The 15,593-nt window shown below is 62.8% G+C and carries 12 protein-coding genes; 11 read left to right on the plus strand and 1 reads right to left on the minus strand.

The window, feature by feature from the left end; genetic code table 11:
• Window positions 1-5 precede the first annotated feature (5 nt).
• From murD to lpxC, 9 genes are all read left to right on the plus strand, one after another.
• On the plus strand, window positions 6-1,352 hold the full coding sequence (gene murD, locus CWR53_RS04665; protein WP_100852587.1) for a UDP-N-acetylmuramoyl-L-alanine--D-glutamate ligase: 1,347 nt from the start codon (window positions 6-8) through the stop codon (window positions 1,350-1,352).
• Window positions 1,349-2,563: a putative lipid II flippase FtsW gene (gene ftsW, locus CWR53_RS04670; protein ID WP_058637160.1), complete on the plus strand. Its 1,215-nt coding sequence runs from the start codon at window positions 1,349-1,351 to the stop codon at window positions 2,561-2,563. Before murD ends, ftsW begins: the two co-directional genes overlap by 4 nt.
• Window positions 2,553-3,632, plus strand: a complete 1,080-nt coding sequence (gene murG / locus CWR53_RS04675) for an undecaprenyldiphospho-muramoylpentapeptide beta-N-acetylglucosaminyltransferase (RefSeq protein ID WP_100850931.1) — start codon at window positions 2,553-2,555, stop codon at window positions 3,630-3,632. Before ftsW ends, murG begins: the two co-directional genes overlap by 11 nt.
• A 13-nt stretch (window positions 3,633-3,645) precedes the next feature.
• Entirely contained in the window at window positions 3,646-5,073 is a 1,428-nt protein-coding gene (gene murC, locus CWR53_RS04680; RefSeq protein ID WP_181405482.1) for a UDP-N-acetylmuramate--L-alanine ligase, read from the plus strand.
• Entirely contained in the window at window positions 5,070-6,026 is a 957-nt protein-coding gene (locus CWR53_RS04685; protein WP_100850932.1) for a D-alanine--D-alanine ligase, read from the plus strand. The genes murC and CWR53_RS04685 overlap by 4 nt, the downstream gene beginning before the upstream one ends.
• 5 nt (window positions 6,027-6,031) lie before the next feature.
• A complete protein-coding gene (locus CWR53_RS04690; RefSeq protein ID WP_058606148.1) occupies window positions 6,032-6,901 on the plus strand; it encodes a cell division protein FtsQ/DivIB in 870 nt (289 codons plus the stop codon).
• 14 nt (window positions 6,902-6,915) lie between these two features.
• Window positions 6,916-8,175 carry a cell division protein FtsA gene (gene ftsA, locus CWR53_RS04695; protein ID WP_023534383.1) on the plus strand — a complete coding sequence of 420 codons (1,260 nt, stop codon included), beginning with the start codon at window positions 6,916-6,918 and terminating at the stop codon, window positions 8,173-8,175.
• A gap of 55 nt (window positions 8,176-8,230) precedes the next feature.
• Window positions 8,231-9,427, plus strand: a complete 1,197-nt coding sequence (gene ftsZ / locus CWR53_RS04700) for a cell division protein FtsZ (protein ID WP_058606149.1) — start codon at window positions 8,231-8,233, stop codon at window positions 9,425-9,427.
• A gap of 112 nt (window positions 9,428-9,539) precedes the next feature.
• A complete protein-coding gene (lpxC, locus tag CWR53_RS04705) occupies window positions 9,540-10,451 on the plus strand; it encodes a UDP-3-O-acyl-N-acetylglucosamine deacetylase (RefSeq protein WP_023534425.1) in 912 nt (303 codons plus the stop codon).
• A 172-nt stretch (window positions 10,452-10,623) separates the two neighbouring features.
• On the opposite strand, the gene CWR53_RS04710 is transcribed toward lpxC, so the two are convergent.
• Entirely contained in the window at window positions 10,624-11,079 is a 456-nt protein-coding gene (locus tag CWR53_RS04710; protein ID WP_058637158.1) for a DUF721 domain-containing protein, read from the minus strand.
• Window positions 11,080-11,431: 352 nt separating this feature from the next.
• On the opposite strand from CWR53_RS04710, the gene secA reads away from it, so the two are divergent.
• Both secA and argJ read left to right on the plus strand, forming a co-directional pair.
• Window positions 11,432-14,167, plus strand: a complete 2,736-nt coding sequence (secA, locus tag CWR53_RS04715; protein WP_058603294.1) for a preprotein translocase subunit SecA — start codon at window positions 11,432-11,434, stop codon at window positions 14,165-14,167.
• A 207-nt stretch (window positions 14,168-14,374) separates the two neighbouring features.
• Window positions 14,375-15,592, plus strand: a complete 1,218-nt coding sequence (argJ, locus tag CWR53_RS04720; protein WP_058603293.1) for a bifunctional glutamate N-acetyltransferase/amino-acid acetyltransferase ArgJ — start codon at window positions 14,375-14,377, stop codon at window positions 15,590-15,592.
• Window position 15,593 lies beyond the last annotated feature (1 nt).

Here is a 15,593-nt window from a genome sequence, read left to right on the forward strand (position 1 = left end):
TGCGCGTGTCACTGATCGCTTCCGACCAATTCCGCATCGTTGTCGGCCTCGGCAAGAGCGGCATGTCCCTGGTTCGCTTCCTGGCGAGCCGGGGCATTGCCTTTGCGGTCGCCGATACCCGCGAGCAACCGCCGGAACTGGAAACCCTGCGCCGAGATTACCCGCAGGTGGAAGTACGCTGTGGCGAGCTTGACGTGGACTTCCTGTGCCGCGCCAGCGAGCTGTACGTCAGCCCAGGCCTGGCCTTGGCTACGCCGGCGCTGCAACAAGCCGCTGCCCGCGGGGTCAAGCTGTCCGGCGACATCGAGCTGTTTGCGCGCAACGCCAAGGCACCGATCATCGCCATCAGTGGATCGAATGCCAAAAGCACCGTCACCACCCTGGTCGGCGAAATGGCCGCCAGGGCGGGCAAGCGCGTAGCGGTTGGCGGCAACCTCGGCACCCCGGCCCTCGACCTGTTGGCCGATGACGTCGAGCTGTACGTGATGGAGCTGTCCAGCTTCCAGCTGGAAACCACCGACCAGCTCAATGCCGAAGTTGCCACGGTGCTGAATATCAGCGAAGACCACATGGACCGCTACAGTGGCCTGCCGGCCTACCACTTGGCCAAGCACCGCATCTTCCGTGGTGCCCGGCAGGTGGTGGTCAATCGCCAGGACGCGCTCAGCCGTCCGCTGCCGGTCGAAGGCCGTCCCTGCTGGACCTTTGGCCTGGGCGAGCCCGACTTCAAAGCCTTCGGCCTGCGCGAGGTGGACGGCGAGAAGTACCTTGCCTTCGCGTTCCAGGCTCTGATGCCGGTGCGCGAACTCAAGGTGCGCGGTGCTCATAACCAAAGCAATGCGCTGGCCGCACTGGCCCTGGGCCATGCTGCAGGGCTGCCCTTCGAGCCGATGCTGCAGGCGCTGCGTGAATTCACGGGGCTCGCTCACCGTTGCCAGTGGGTACGTGAGCGCAACGGGGTGAACTGGTACGACGACTCCAAGGCCACCAACGTGGGCGCCGCACTGGCAGCCATCGAAGGCCTGGGTGCCGATACAACAGGCAAGCTGGTGCTGATTGCCGGAGGCGACGGCAAGGGCGCCGATTTTGCGGCGCTGCGCGAACCGATCCGGCGCTATTGCCGCGCCGTGGTGTTGCTCGGCCGTGATGCTGAACGCCTGGGCCAGGCCCTCGGCGATGCTGCGCCGCTGGTGCGGGTAGCCTCCCTGGAGGACGCTGTGCAGCGCTGCGCCGAACTGGCACAGCCCGGTGATGCCGTGCTGCTGTCGCCAGCCTGCGCCAGCCTCGACATGTTCAAGAACTTCGAAGAACGCGGGCGCCTGTTTGCCCAGGCAGCGGGAGCACTGGCATGATCTTCGGCATCCTCAAGCCCTACCCGTCGCCGCTGATCAGCGGCCGTGGCATCGACCTGGACTTCCCCTTGCTGGCCGGTTGCCTGGCGCTGCTGGGCCTGGGCCTGGTGATGATCACCTCCGCCTCCTCGGAAGTGGCCGCCGTCCAGTCCGGTAACCCGCTTTACCACATGTACCGGCACCTGGTTTACGTCTTCCTCGGGCTGGTTGCCTGTGGCGCGACCATGATGGTGCCGATCGCCACCTGGCAGCGCATGGGTTTCATGATGCTGCTCGGTGCCTTTGGCCTGCTGGTCATGGTGCTGGTGCCCGGCATCGGGCGCGAGGTCAACGGTTCGATGCGCTGGATCGGCTTCAGCTTCTTCAACGTCCAGCCTTCAGAAATCGCCAAGGTATTCGTGGTCATCTACCTTGCCGGCTACCTGGTACGCCGGCAGACCGAGGTACGTGAGAGCTGGATGGGCTTTTTCAAGCCGTTCATCGTGTTGCTGCCCATGGCCGGTTTGCTGCTGATGGAGCCTGACTTTGGCGCCACCGTGGTGATGATGGGGGCCGCGGCTGCCATGCTGTTCCTGGGTGGGGTGGGGCTGTTCCGCTTCAGCCTGATGGTGGTGCTGGCGGTCGTGGCGGTGTTTGTGCTGGTGCAGGCGCAGCCCTATCGAATGGCGCGACTGATCACCTTCACCGACCCCTGGTCCGATCAGTTTGGCTCCGGCTACCAGCTGACACAGGCCCTGATCGCATTCGGGCGGGGCGAGTGGCTGGGCGTGGGCCTGGGCAACAGCGTGCAAAAGCAGTTCTACCTGCCTGAAGCGCACACCGACTTCGTGTTCTCGGTGCTGGCCGAAGAGCTGGGTGTGGTTGGCTCGCTGGTCACCATCGCGCTATTCGTCTTCGTCACCATTCGCGCGCTTTACATCGGGCTGTGGGCTGAGAAAGCCAAACAGTTCTTCGCCGCGTACATGGCCTTTGGCCTGGCCTTCCTGTGGATTGGTCAGTTCCTGATCAACATTGGCGTGAACGTCGGCCTGCTGCCGACCAAGGGCCTGACCCTGCCGTTCCTCAGCTATGGCGGCAGCTCGCTGGTCATCTGCTGCGCGTGCGTGGGGCTGCTGCTGCGCATCGAATGGGAAAGCCGTACCCATCTGGGCAGCGAAGAACATGAATTCAGCGAGAGCGACTTTGCCGAGGAGCCTGCACATGGCCGCTGAAGACAAGAACGTATTGATCATGGCCGGCGGAACCGGCGGTCACGTGTTCCCAGCGCTGGCTTGCGCGCGCGAGTTCCAGGCGCGTGGCTACACCGTGCACTGGCTGGGCACCCCGCGAGGGATCGAGAATGAACTGGTGCCCCAGGCCGGCCTTACCCTGCATCGGATTCAAGTCAGCGGCCTGCGTGGCAAGGGCAAGCTATCGCTGCTCAAGGCCCCTTTGACCCTGGTCAAGGCCGTGCTGCAGGCCCGGCGCATCATCCGCATGCTCAAGCCTGCCTGTGTGCTGGGCTTCGGCGGGTATGTCACAGGCCCGGGCGGCGTGGCGGCGCGGCTTTGCGGGGTACCGCTGATCATTCATGAGCAAAATGCCCGCGCCGGCACCGCCAACCGCTTGCTGGTACCCCTGGCCGCACGGGTATGTGAAGCCTTCCCCGACACCTTCCCGGCCAGTGAAAAGCGCCGCACCACAGGCAATCCAGTGCGTGCAGAACTGTTCATGGATGCCGAGCGCCCTGGGCTTGGCCAGCGCCAACCGCACCTGCTGGTGCTCGGCGGCAGCCTGGGCGCGGAACCCTTGAACACATTGTTGCCTAAGGCGCTGTCCGATGTGCCCGAAGCCGTGCGGCCCCAGGTGTTCCACCAGGCTGGCAAGCAACATGCGTCGATCACCGCCGAGCGATACCGCCAAGCCGGTGTCCAGGCGCAGGTCGAGCCCTTCATCAAGGACATGGCCCAGGCCTATGGCTGGGCCGACCTGGTGGTGTGCCGTGCCGGGGCCCTGACCGTCAGCGAGCTGGCGGCAGCGGGCCTGCCCTCGATGCTGGTGCCCTTGCCCCATGCGATCGATGACCACCAGACCCATAACGCCCATTATCTGGCCCGCGAAGGCGCTGCCTTCCTGATGCCACAAGCGACAACTGGCGCAGCGCAGCTCGCTGAACGCCTGAACGAGGTGCTGATGCAACCCGAGAAACTGACTGTCATGGCCGGTACCGCAAGGCGCCTGGCCAAACCTGCTGCAACCAGCACCGTCGTCGATATCTGCCTGGAGGTGGCCCGTGGTTGAGAGCCAGAAAGCCATGCCCCAGCCCAAGATGGGCCGTATTCGTCGTATCCATTTCGTGGGTATCGGCGGTGTCGGCATGTGCGGTATCGCCGAGGTATTGCTGAACCTGGGCTACGAGGTATCCGGTTCGGACCTCAAGGCCTCGCCTGTGACCGAGCGCCTGGAGTCGTTCGGCGCGCAGATCTTCGTTGGCCATCGTGCAGAGAACGCTGCGACCGCTGACGTGCTGGTGGTGTCCAGCGCCATCAACCCGGCCAACCCTGAAGTGGCCACTGCCCTGGAACGTCGCATTCCCGTGGTGCCACGGGCAGAGATGCTGGCCGAACTCATGCGCTACCGCCATGGCGTGGCCGTGGCCGGTACCCACGGCAAGACCACCACCACCAGCCTGCTGGCCTCGGTATTCGCCGCCGGTGGGCTAGACCCCACGTTCGTTATCGGTGGCCGCTTGACTGCAGCGGGCACCAACGCCCAGCTAGGCACCAGCCGTTACCTGATTGCCGAAGCCGATGAAAGCGACGCCAGCTTCCTGCACCTGCAACCGATGGTCGCCGTGGTCACCAACATCGACGCCGACCACATGGCCACCTACGAAGGGGACTTCAACAAACTGAAGAAGACTTTCGTCGAGTTCCTGCACAACCTGCCGTTCTATGGCCTGGCCGTGATGTGCCTGGATGACCCGGTGGTGCGCGAGATCCTGCCCCAGGTCAAGCGCCCGACGGTCACCTACGGCTTCAGCGAAGAAGCCGATATCCGCGCCATCAATGTCCGTCAGCAAGGCATGCAGACGCATTTCACCGTCTTGCGCCGCGACTGTGAGCCGCTGGAGGTTTCGGTGAACATGCCGGGCAACCACAATGTGCTCAACGCACTGGCGACCATCGCCATCGCCACCGACGAAGGCATTCCCGACCAAGCCATTCTCCAGGGGCTTTCCGGGTTTCAGGGCGTGGGCCGTCGGTTCCAGGTGTACGGTGAGCTGCCCGTGGAGGGCGGCAGCGTGATGCTGGTGGACGATTACGGTCATCACCCCACTGAAGTGGCCGCGGTGATCAAGGCCGTGCGTGGCGGCTGGCCAAGCCGCCGGCTGGTGATCGTCTACCAGCCGCACCGCTACAGCCGCACCCGCGACCTGTACGACGACTTCGTCCAGGTGCTCGGTGATGCCAACGTGCTGCTGCTGATGGAAGTCTACCCGGCCGGCGAAGAGCCGATCCCGGGGGCCGATAGCCGCCAGCTGTGCCACAGCATTCGCCAGCGCGGCAAGCTGGACCCGATCTACATCGAGCGCGGCGCCGAGCTGGCGCCGCTGGTTCAGCCGTTGCTGCGTGCCGGCGACATCCTGATCTGCCAAGGTGCCGGCGATGTCGGCGGCCTGGCTCCGCAATTGATGAAAAGCCCGCTGTTTGCCGGCGCCGTGCAGGAGACGTCGAAATGACCAGCGCCTACGACACATTGCCCAGCACCCTGGACGTCAAGGCGTTCGGTCGCGTGGCCGTGCTCTATGGGGGCAAGAGCGCCGAGCGGGAAGTCTCGCTCAAGTCCGGCGCCGCCGTGATTGGCGCGCTCACCGATGCCGGCGTGGACGTCGTCGCCATCGACGTGGGCGATGACCTGCTTGCGCGTCTGCAAAGCGAAAAAATCGACCGTGCCTTCATCATCCTGCACGGCCGCGGTGGTGAAGACGGCAGCATGCAAGGGCTGCTCGAGTGCCTGGGCATTCCTTACACCGGCAGCGGCATCCTGGCTTCTGCCTTGGCGATGGACAAGCTGCGCACCAAGCAGGTGTGGCAGAGCCTGGGTATTCCTACCCCGCGGCATGCCGTGTTGGCCAGCGAAAGCGATTGTTTGCGTGCCAGTACGGAACTGGGCTTCCCGCTTATCGTCAAACCTGCCCATGAAGGCTCTAGCATCGGCATGGCCAAGGTGAACAGCGAGCAGGAACTGGTCGCCGCCTGGCGAGATGCCGCCAAATACGATTCTCAGGTACTCGTGGAACAGTGGATTCACGGCCCGGAGTTCACCATTGCGGTGTTGCGCGGGCAGGTGCTGCCGCCGATTGCCCTGGGAACGCCCCACGTGTTCTACGACTACGACGCCAAATACATCGCCAACGATACCCAGTACCGCATTCCCTGTGGGCTCGATAGCGCCAAGGAGCAGGAACTGATCGATCTGACTGCCCGCGCCTGCGATGCCATTGGCATCGAAGGCTGGGGACGGCTGGACGTGATGCAGGACGAGCAGGGCCGGTTCTGGCTGCTCGAAGTAAACACCGCCCCAGGCATGACTGATCATAGCCTGGTGCCCATGGCGGCCCGCGCGGCCGGCTTGGACTTCCAGCAACTGGTGCTGGCGATCCTGGCCGACAGCGTGGCGACGCGAGGTTAATCATCATGCAGGGCGCAATGGTACGTCAGCAGCAACCCGTTACCGGCCGCAGCAAGCCGGTGCCGCGTGGTGCCAGCCGGCTGGTGGCCGACGAGCCCGTATCGGCGCGCCTGCCGCGTCCAAGCCTGGGCGGCCTCAAGCGCCTGCTGTGGCCGGTGCTGCTGGTAGCCGCAGGCTTCGGCGCCTACGAGGGTGCCATACGGCTCATGCCGTATGCCGACCGGCCGATCACCAAGATCGACGTGCAGGGCGACCTGACCTACATCAGCCAGCAGTCGGTGCAGCAGCGCATCGCACCCTATGTGGCCGCAAGCTTCTTTACCGTCGACCTGCCGGCGATGCGCAAGGAGCTTGAGCAGATGCCCTGGATCGCCCATGCAGAAGTGCGCCGGGTATGGCCGGATGAAGTGGTGATTCGCCTCGAGGAACAACTGCCGGTGGCGCGCTGGGGTGATGCCGCCTTGCTCAACAACCAGGGCCAGGCCTTCACACCGCGCGAACTGGCCAACTACGAGCACCTGCCACAACTGGCTGGCCCCCAGCGAGCCCAGCAGCAGGTCATGCAGCAGTATCAGATATTGAGCCAGATGCTGCGCCCCTTAGGCTTCTCCATCGCGCGCCTGGAGCTGCGCGAGCGAGGCAGCTGGTTCCTCACCACGGGCGCGAGCAGCGCAGCGCCCGGTATCGAGCTGCTGCTGGGGCGCGACCATCTGGTCGAGAAGATGCGCCGTTTCATTGCCATTTACGACAAGACGCTTAAAGAGCAGATCGCCAACATCGCCCGCATCGATCTGCGATATGCCAACGGGCTTGCCGTTGGCTGGCGGGAACCGATTGCACCGACGACGGCCCAACCCGCCGTTGCGAAGAATTAGAGAGAGGCAGGACCATGGCAAACGCGCATAGCGGCAAAATGATCGTCGGGCTGGACATCGGCACCTCCAAGGTAGTGGCCTTGGTAGGTGAGGTGGGCGAAGACGGCACGCTGGAAATCGTCGGGATCGGCACTCACCCGTCCCGCGGCCTGAAAAAAGGCGTGGTGGTGAACATCGAGTCCACCGTGCAATCGATCCAGCGCGCCGTCGAAGAAGCACAGCTGATGGCGGGTTGCCGCATCCACTCGGCCTTCGTGGGTGTCGCTGGTAATCACATCCGCAGCCTGAACTCCCATGGCATCGTCGCCATTCGCGATCGCGAAGTCAGCCTGGCCGACCTTGAGCGTGTGCTCGATGCGGCCCAGGCGGTGGCCATTCCGGCGGACCAGCGGGTGCTGCACACGCTGCCCCAGGACTATGTGATCGATAACCAGGAAGGGGTGCGCGAACCGCTCGGCATGTCGGGCGTGCGCCTGGAAGCCAAGGTTCACGTGGTGACCTGCGCCGTCAATGCTGCGCAGAACATCGAGAAGTGCGTACGCCGCTGCGGCCTTGAAATCGACGACATCATTCTCGAACAACTGGCATCGGCCTATTCGGTACTGACCGACGACGAAAAAGAGCTGGGCGTGTGCCTGGTCGACATCGGCGGCGGCACCACCGACATCGCGATCTTCACCGAAGGCGCGATTCGCCACACCGCGGTCATCCCGATCGCCGGGGACCAGGTGACCAATGACATTGCCATGGCCCTGCGTACGCCCACACAGTATGCCGAGGAAATCAAGATTCGGTACGCCTGCGCCCTGGCCAAGCTGGCAGGTGCGGGTGAAACCATCAAGGTGCCAAGCGTTGGCGACCGTCCTCCGCGCGAACTGTCGCGTCAGGCGTTGGCCGAAGTGGTCGAGCCGCGTTACGACGAACTCTTCACCCTGATCCAGGCTGAACTTCGTCGCAGCGGTTACGAGGACCTGGTGCCTGCCGGCATCGTCCTGACCGGCGGCACCGCCAAGATGGAAGGCGCGGTCGAGCTGGCCGAGGAAATTTTCCACATGCCGGTACGCCTGGGCGTACCGCACAGCGTGCGCGGCCTGAGCGACGTGGTACGCAACCCGATTTATTCCACCGGTGTGGGCTTGCTTACCTACGGGCTGCACAAGCAGACCGAAGACCTGCCCTTGACCGGCAACAGCAGCAGCAACAACAGCTATGGCGATGAACCGAAGGCCCCAGTGCTTGAGCGCTTCAAGCGGTGGGTACAAGGCAACTTCTAAGTTTCAAAGCAGTAGTGGTAGGCGCGACAACTAGAGAACTGTAAGGAGAGGGAAAATGTTCGAGCTCGTAGACAACGTCCCGCAAAGCCCGGTCATCAAAGTGATCGGCGTCGGTGGTGGTGGTGGTAACGCCGTCAATCACATGGTCAAGAGCAGCATCGAGGGCGTGGAGTTCATCTGCGCCAACACCGATGCCCAGGCGCTCAAGAACATTGGTGCGCGCACCATCCTGCAACTGGGCACTGGCGTGACCAAGGGCCTGGGTGCCGGCGCCAATCCGGAAGTCGGTCGTCAGGCCGCGCTGGAAGACCGTGAGCGCATCGCCGAAGTGCTGCAAGGCACCAACATGGTGTTCATCACCACAGGCATGGGCGGCGGTACCGGTACCGGTGCAGCGCCGATCATTGCCGAAGTGGCCAAGGAAATGGGCATCCTCACCGTTGCAGTGGTGACCCGTCCGTTCCCGTTCGAAGGTCGCAAGCGCATGCAGATCGCCGATGAAGGCATCCGCATGCTGGCCGAAAGCGTCGACTCGCTGATCACCATCCCCAACGAAAAGCTGCTGACCATCCTGGGCAAGGACGCAAGCCTGCTGTCCGCGTTCGCCAAGGCCGATGACGTGTTGGCCGGAGCCGTTCGCGGTATCTCCGACATCATCAAGCGCCCGGGCATGATCAACGTCGACTTTGCCGACGTGCGTACCGTGATGGGTGAAATGGGCATGGCCATGATGGGTACTGGCTGCGCCAGCGGCCCGAACCGTGCTCGCGAGGCGACCGAGGCGGCGATCCGCAACCCGCTGCTCGAAGACGTCAACCTGCAGGGCGCCCGTGGCATCCTGGTCAACATCACCGCAGGTCCGGACCTTTCCCTGGGTGAGTACTCCGACGTGGGTAGCATCATCGAGGCGTTCGCCTCCGACCATGCCATGGTCAAGGTCGGTACCGTGATCGACCCGGACATGCGCGACGAGCTGCATGTCACCGTTGTGGCCACCGGTCTGGGTGCGCGCATCGAGAAGCCGGTCAAGGTGGTGGATAACACCCTGCAGACTGCCCAGCAGGTCTACGAGGCATCCAACCCTGCCCCTGCGCGTCAGGAGCAGCCAGCGGTCAACTACCGTGATCTGGAGCGCCCGACCGTCATGCGCAACCAGGCGCACGCGGGTGCGGCAGCTGCGGCCAAGCTGAACCCTCAGGATGACCTGGATTATCTCGATATTCCGGCCTTCCTGCGTCGTCAGGCTGATTAATGAAATTTATCAGGGCTATGAAGGTGATTGGTATTCATCAAAGGTTGGGTCTGGTATTATCGCCAGCCTTTGTTGATAACTGTTCGCAATTTGCGCTGAAGCGGCCAATGCCATGATTAAACAACGCACCCTGAAGAATACCATCCGTGCCACAGGTGTCGGCCTGCACTCTGGGGAGAAGGTCTACCTGACCCTCAAGCCTGCGCCTGTTGACACCGGCATCGTCTTCCGCCGCGCCGACCTCGACCCTGTGGTCGAGATCCCGGCGCGTGCGGCCAATGTCGGCGAGACAACCATGTCCACGACGCTGGTCAACGGTGACGTCAAGGTCGATACGGTCGAGCATCTGCTCTCCGCCATGGCGGGCCTGGGCATCGATAACGCCTACGTCGAGCTCTCCGCCTCGGAAGTACCGATCATGGATGGCAGCGCCGGACCTTTCGTATTCCTGATTCAGTCTGCCGGCCTGGAAGAACAGGACGCAGCCAAGAAGTTCATCCGCATCCTGCGTGAGGTGACAGTGCAAGAGGGCGACAAGCGCGCCACCTTCCTGCCTTTCGAAGGGTTCAAGGTGAGCTTCGAGATCGACTTCGATCACCCGGTGCTTCGCAACCGGACCCAGAGCGCAAGCGTCGACTTCTCCAGCACCTCGTTCGTGAAGGAAGTCAGCCGCGCCCGCACCTTTGGCTTCATGCGTGACATCGAATACCTGCGCAAGCACAACCTTGCGCTGGGCGGCAGTGTGGAAAACGCCATTGTGGTCGACGAGGAAGGCGTGTTGAACGAAGACGGTCTTCGCTACGAAGACGAGTTCGTCAAACACAAGATTCTCGACGCCATTGGCGACCTGTACCTGCTGGGCAACAGCCTGATTGGCGAGTTCAAGGGCTTCAAGTCCGGCCACGCGCTGAACAACCAGCTGTTGCGCAAGCTGATTGCCGAAACCGATGCCTGGGAAGTGGTCACTTTCGAAGATGCCAGCACGGCGCCGATCTCGTATATGCGTCCTGTCGCGGCTGTGTAAGCTCGAACACTCTCTAGTTCATTGAGGCCACCTTCGGGTGGCCTTTTTTATGGGCGGCTTCGTGCAGCAATTGCCAGGACGTTAGTGGGTAGTGGGCCTGATCAAGCTTCGCAGTCCTTCTGCCTGCTGTCTTGGGCATCGTCTGGCCTGCTCCGCACGCCAGAACTGGCGCTCAGTCCTTGGCCTGCGCATGCGCCGCCAGGCGCTCCAGTGCTGCCCGCAGTTTCGCGTCAGTGATGCCTTCGGCCGTCTGCAGCAGGCTCTGGGCTGCGCTGTTGGACAACTCGGCCGCATGCCCGCCGCGCTTGGCGGGCACCAGGGGGGGCTGCACCTTGAAAAGAATACGCCTGAGGTTGCCGAACGCATCGGTTGCCTGCAATGCCGCCATCAGGCGCTTTTGCTGGTAACGCAGGCGCGTGGCCCAGTGCCCGTCGGTGACCACAAGCAGCAGGGTACCGTCGCGCCATGACGCCACGTGGCAGTGCTCGCGTGCAGCCGGTTGCAGCTGGCCTTCGACCAGGCGTTGCAGGTGCTCCAGGCGCTCGGCCTGGTTGAGCAGCAGGCGCAGCGGGCGAACTTGGCGCAGTAGCGCCGATGGCGGCTGGGCGGGGGAGGGTTTGTAGGCCATGGGTGTACGCATGAGGTTACAAGTTGGGCAGTCTAACACTTCAGCGTCAGTCCCGATCACCTGGCGGTTGAGCCCACTGGCCAAGCGCAGGGCTCGACGTACAGGCGCCAGGCCCTGCAAGGTATCGCGCACAGGCGAGTGTTGAACGCTTTCATCTTTCCAGGTCTTGAACTCAGGGGAAATGCCCCTATCTAAGACACGCCCCTGTAAAAGCGCTGTGCCAGCATCGTGGAATCCACCACTTTCATCACCATCGTTTCCGGGTAGAATGCTCGTTCGCATGCGGCCTTAGGGCTGCACGGGCGACTCATGGGGCCGCCCTCCATCCCTACGTGTGGAAGATCCTGCCAATATGTTTGCGCCTTTGTTAAAGAAACTTTTTGGAAGCAAGAACGAGCGTGAAGTCAAACGCATGCTCAAGACGGTGAGTATCGTCAATGCCTTCGAAGAGAAGATGGTGGCCCTCTCCGACGAGCAACTGCGTGGCAAGACTGCCGAGTTCAAGGAGCGTTTGGCCAAAGGCGAAACACTGGACCAACTCCTGCCCGAAGCCTTCGCCGTCGCCCGTGAGGCCGGCAAGCGCGTGATGGGCATGCGTCACTTCGACGTTCAGCTCATTGGCGGCATGACCCTGCACGAGGGCATGATCGCGGAGATGCGCACCGGTGAGGGCAAGACCCTGGTCGGTACCTTGGCCGTCTACCTCAATGCATTGTCCGGCAAGGGTGTGCACGTGGTCACCGTCAACGACTACCTTGCTCGTCGTGACGCCAACTGGATGCGCCCGCTGTACGAGTTCCTCGGCCTGTCGGTCGGTATCGTCTCAGCGTTCCAGCCGCCCGAAGAAAAGCGCGCAGCCTACGCTGCCGACATCACGTACGGCACCAACAACGAATTCGGCTTCGATTACCTGCGCGACAACATGGCGTTCAGTCAGGACGAGAAGTTCCAGCGTGAACTGAACTTCGCCGTGATCGACGAAGTGGACTCGATCCTCATCGACGAAGCCCGTACGCCGTTGATCATTTCCGGCCAGGCCGAGGACAGCTCCAAGCTGTACATCGAGATCAACCGCCTGATCCCACGCCTGACACAGCACATCGAGGAAGTCGAAGGCCAGGTCACCCAGGAAGGCCACTTCACCATCGACGAGAAGACCCGCCAGGTCGAGCTCAACGAAGCCGGTCACCAGTTCATCGAGGAAATGCTCACCCAGGTCGGCCTGCTGGCCGAGGGCGAGAGCCTGTACTCGGCGCACAACCTGGGCCTGCTGACGCACGTCTATGCCGGTCTGCGCGCGCACAAGCTGTTCCACCGCAACGTCGAATACATCGTGCAGGATGGCCAGGTGCTGCTGATCGACGAGCACACCGGGCGTACCATGCCGGGTCGCCGTCTGTCCGAAGGCCTGCACCAGGCCATCGAGGCCAAGGAAAACCTCAACATCCAGGCCGAGAGCCAGACCCTGGCTTCCACCACGTTCCAGAACTACTTCCGTCTGTACTCGAAACTGTCGGGCATGACCGGCACCGCCGATACCGAGGCCTTCGAGTTCGCCCAGATCTACGCCCTGAACGTGATGGTCATTCCGCCGAACAAGCCCCTGGCGCGCAAAGACCACAACGACCTGGTGTACCTGACCGCCGAAGAGAAGTACGCCGCGATCATCGCCGACATCAAGGAAACCCTGAAGCAGGGTCGGCCGGTGCTGGTGGGTACGGCGACCATCGAAACCTCCGAGCACATGTCCAACCTGCTGCACAAGGAAGGCATCGAACACAAGGTACTGAACGCCAAGTACCACGAGAAGGAAGCCGAGATCATCGCCCAGGCCGGCGCGCCAGGCGCGCTGACCATTGCCACCAACATGGCCGGTCGTGGTACCGACATCCTGTTGGGCGGTAACTGGGAAGCTGAAGTGGCCGCACTGGAAAACCCTACGGACGAGCAGATCGCGCACATCAAGGCCGACTGGCAGAAGCGTCACCAGCAGGTTATCGAGTCCGGTGGCCTGCACGTCATCGCATCCGAGCGTCACGAATCGCGTCGTATCGACAACCAGCTGCGCGGTCGTTCCGGTCGCCAGGGTGACCCGGGCTCCAGCCGCTTCTACCTCTCGCTCGAAGACAGCCTGATGCGCATCTTCGCCTCTGATCGGGTGAAGAACTTCATGAAGGCGCTGGGCATGCAGTCGGGCGAAGCCATCGAACACCGTATGGTCACCAACGCCATCGAGAAGGCCCAGCGCAAGGTCGAAGGCCGCAACTTCGATATTCGCAAGCAGTTGCTCGAATACGACGACGTGGCCAACGAGCAGCGCAAGGTCATCTACCACATGCGCAACAGCCTGCTGGCCGCAGAGAACGTCGGCGACACCATTGCCGAATTCCGCAAGGAAGTGCTCGATGCCACCATCAGCCAGCACATCCCGCCGCAGTCGCTGCCTGAGCAATGGGACGTGGCCGGCCTGGAAGCCTCGCTGTCCAGTGACTTTGCCATGAAGTTGCCGATCCAGCAGTGGCTCGACGAAGACGACCACCTCTACGAAGAAACCCTGCGCGAGAAACTGCTGCACGAAATCACCACGGCCTACACCGAGAAAGAGGACCAGGCCGGGATGGAAGCACTGCGCACCTTCGAGAAGCAGATCCTGCTGCGTGTGCTGGACGACCTGTGGAAGGACCACCTGTCGACCATGGACCACCTGCGTCATGGTATCCACCTGCGCGGCTACGCCCAGAAGAACCCGAAGCAGGAGTACAAGCGCGAGTCGTTCACCCTGTTCCAGGAGCTGCTCGAGTCGATCAAGCGCGACGCCATCCGTGTGCTCTCGCACGTTCAGGTTCGCCGTGAGGATCCTGCCGAGGAAGAAGCACGTCTGCGCCGCGACGCCGAAGAGCTGGCCAGCCGCATGCAGTTCGAGCACGCGCCAGCACCTGGTCTTGAAAGCGAGCAGTTGGCCGAGGAGGGTGCTGAGGTAGCCGTAGCCGCCGAGCCTGTGCGCAATGAGCAGAAACTGGGGCGCAACGAGCCGTGCTGGTGTGGTTCGGGCAAGAAGTTCAAGCACTGCCACGGCCAGATCGAGTGATCTGATCGCCGGGCCGTCACAAGGCGCCCGGCGTCTTGTGGGCCGCTCAATGCCAAGGGCTACTGCGCAGCTCATCGCCGGCACGCCACTGCCGGACTGGGTTGCGCCGATTCAAGCCATACGGTGTGCCTGGTTCGGCCGGGCTTGCCAGAGATGGGCCGCACAGCGGCCCTTTTTTCACCAAACGTATTTTCTAGGAGCGCTCCAATGGCTGTTGGTCTTGGTCCTTTGCCTACGCTGCACCCTGTCCCGGGTTTCGAACTCGGCATTGCCTCTGCCGGCATCAAGCGCCCGGGGCGCAAGGATGTGGTGGTCATGCGCTGCGCCGAGGGTTCGAGTGTGGCCGGTGTGTTCACCCTCAACGCCTTCTGCGCCGCCCCCGTGATCCTGGCCAAGCAGCGGGTACAGGGCACCGTGCGCTACCTGCTGACCAACACTGGCAATGCCAATGCCGGTACGGGCGCCCCCGGCCTGGAAGCTGCGCAGCGGACCTGCGCTAAACTCGCCGAGCTTGCCGGTGTGCCCGCCGAATCGGTTTTGCCGTTCTCCACCGGCGTGATTGGTGAGCCCCTGCCGGTCGAGAAGATCGAAGGCGCCTTGCAAGCTGCCCTGGATAACTTGTCGGAAAACAACTGGGCTGAAGCGGCCACCGGCATCATGACCACCGACACCTTGCCCAAGGGCGCGAGCCGTCAGTTCCAGCACGACGGCGTGACCGTGACCGTAACCGGTATCAGCAAGGGTGCGGGCATGATCCGCCCGAACATGGCAACCATGCTGGGCTACATCGCCACCGACGCCAAGGTCGCGCCAGGGGTGCTCAAGGACTTGATGCTGGACGGGGCCAACAAATCGTTCAACCGCATCACCATCGACGGCGATACTTCGACCAACGACTGCTGCATGCTCATCGCCACCGGTCAGGCCGACCTGCCGGAAGTCACCCAGGCCAGCGGAGCCCTGTTCGAAGCCTTGAAAAAGGCAGTTTTCGAGGTTTGCATGGAGGTGGCCCAGGCCATTGTCCGTGACGGTGAAGGGGCGACCAAGTTCGTGACCGTGCAGGTCAACGGCGGTGGCAATCATCAGGAATGCCTGGACGTCGGCTACGCGGTGGCGCACTCGCCGCTGATCAAGACCGCACTGTTCGCCTCCGATCCGAACTGGGGCCGCATCCTTGCAGCGGTTGGGCGTGCCGGCGTGCCCGCGCTCGATGTGAGCCTGATCGATGTGTACCTGGATGAGGTGTGCATTGCCAGCCAGGGCGGCCGTAGCCCAAGCTACACCGAAGACCAGGGCGCCCGGGTGATGGCCCAGGAAGAAATCACCATCCGTATCGACCTTGGCCGTGGTCAGTGCAGTGAAACCATCTGGACCACCGACCTTTCTCACGAATACGTGAAGATCAACGCCGAGTACCGCACCTGAT

This window comes from Pseudomonas sp. SGAir0191 (assembly GCF_002812565.2).
Lineage (GTDB): Bacteria > Pseudomonadota > Gammaproteobacteria > Pseudomonadales > Pseudomonadaceae > Aquipseudomonas > Aquipseudomonas parafulva_B.

What these genes read in the sequence shown, in the direction of transcription:
- argJ (WP_058603293.1), top strand. Translation starts at nt 14,375, where the DNA reads ATGGCTGTTGGTCTTGGTCCTTTGCCTACGCTGCACCCTGTCCCGGGT.
- secA (WP_058603294.1), top strand. Translation starts at nt 11,432, where the DNA reads ATGTTTGCGCCTTTGTTAAAGAAACTTTTTGGAAGCAAGAACGAGCGT.
- murC (WP_181405482.1), top strand. Translation starts at nt 3,646, where the DNA reads ATGCCCCAGCCCAAGATGGGCCGTATTCGTCGTATCCATTTCGTGGGT.
- CWR53_RS04690 (WP_058606148.1), top strand. Translation starts at nt 6,032, where the DNA reads ATGCAGGGCGCAATGGTACGTCAGCAGCAACCCGTTACCGGCCGCAGC.
- CWR53_RS04685 (WP_100850932.1), top strand. Translation starts at nt 5,070, where the DNA reads ATGACCAGCGCCTACGACACATTGCCCAGCACCCTGGACGTCAAGGCG.
- murG (WP_100850931.1), top strand. Translation starts at nt 2,553, where the DNA reads ATGGCCGCTGAAGACAAGAACGTATTGATCATGGCCGGCGGAACCGGC.
- CWR53_RS04710 (WP_058637158.1), bottom strand. Translation starts at nt 11,079, where the DNA reads ATGGCCTACAAACCCTCCCCCGCCCAGCCGCCATCGGCGCTACTGCGC.
- lpxC (WP_023534425.1), top strand. Translation starts at nt 9,540, where the DNA reads ATGATTAAACAACGCACCCTGAAGAATACCATCCGTGCCACAGGTGTC.
- ftsW (WP_058637160.1), top strand. Translation starts at nt 1,349, where the DNA reads ATGATCTTCGGCATCCTCAAGCCCTACCCGTCGCCGCTGATCAGCGGC.
- ftsZ (WP_058606149.1), top strand. Translation starts at nt 8,231, where the DNA reads ATGTTCGAGCTCGTAGACAACGTCCCGCAAAGCCCGGTCATCAAAGTG.
- ftsA (WP_023534383.1), top strand. Translation starts at nt 6,916, where the DNA reads ATGGCAAACGCGCATAGCGGCAAAATGATCGTCGGGCTGGACATCGGC.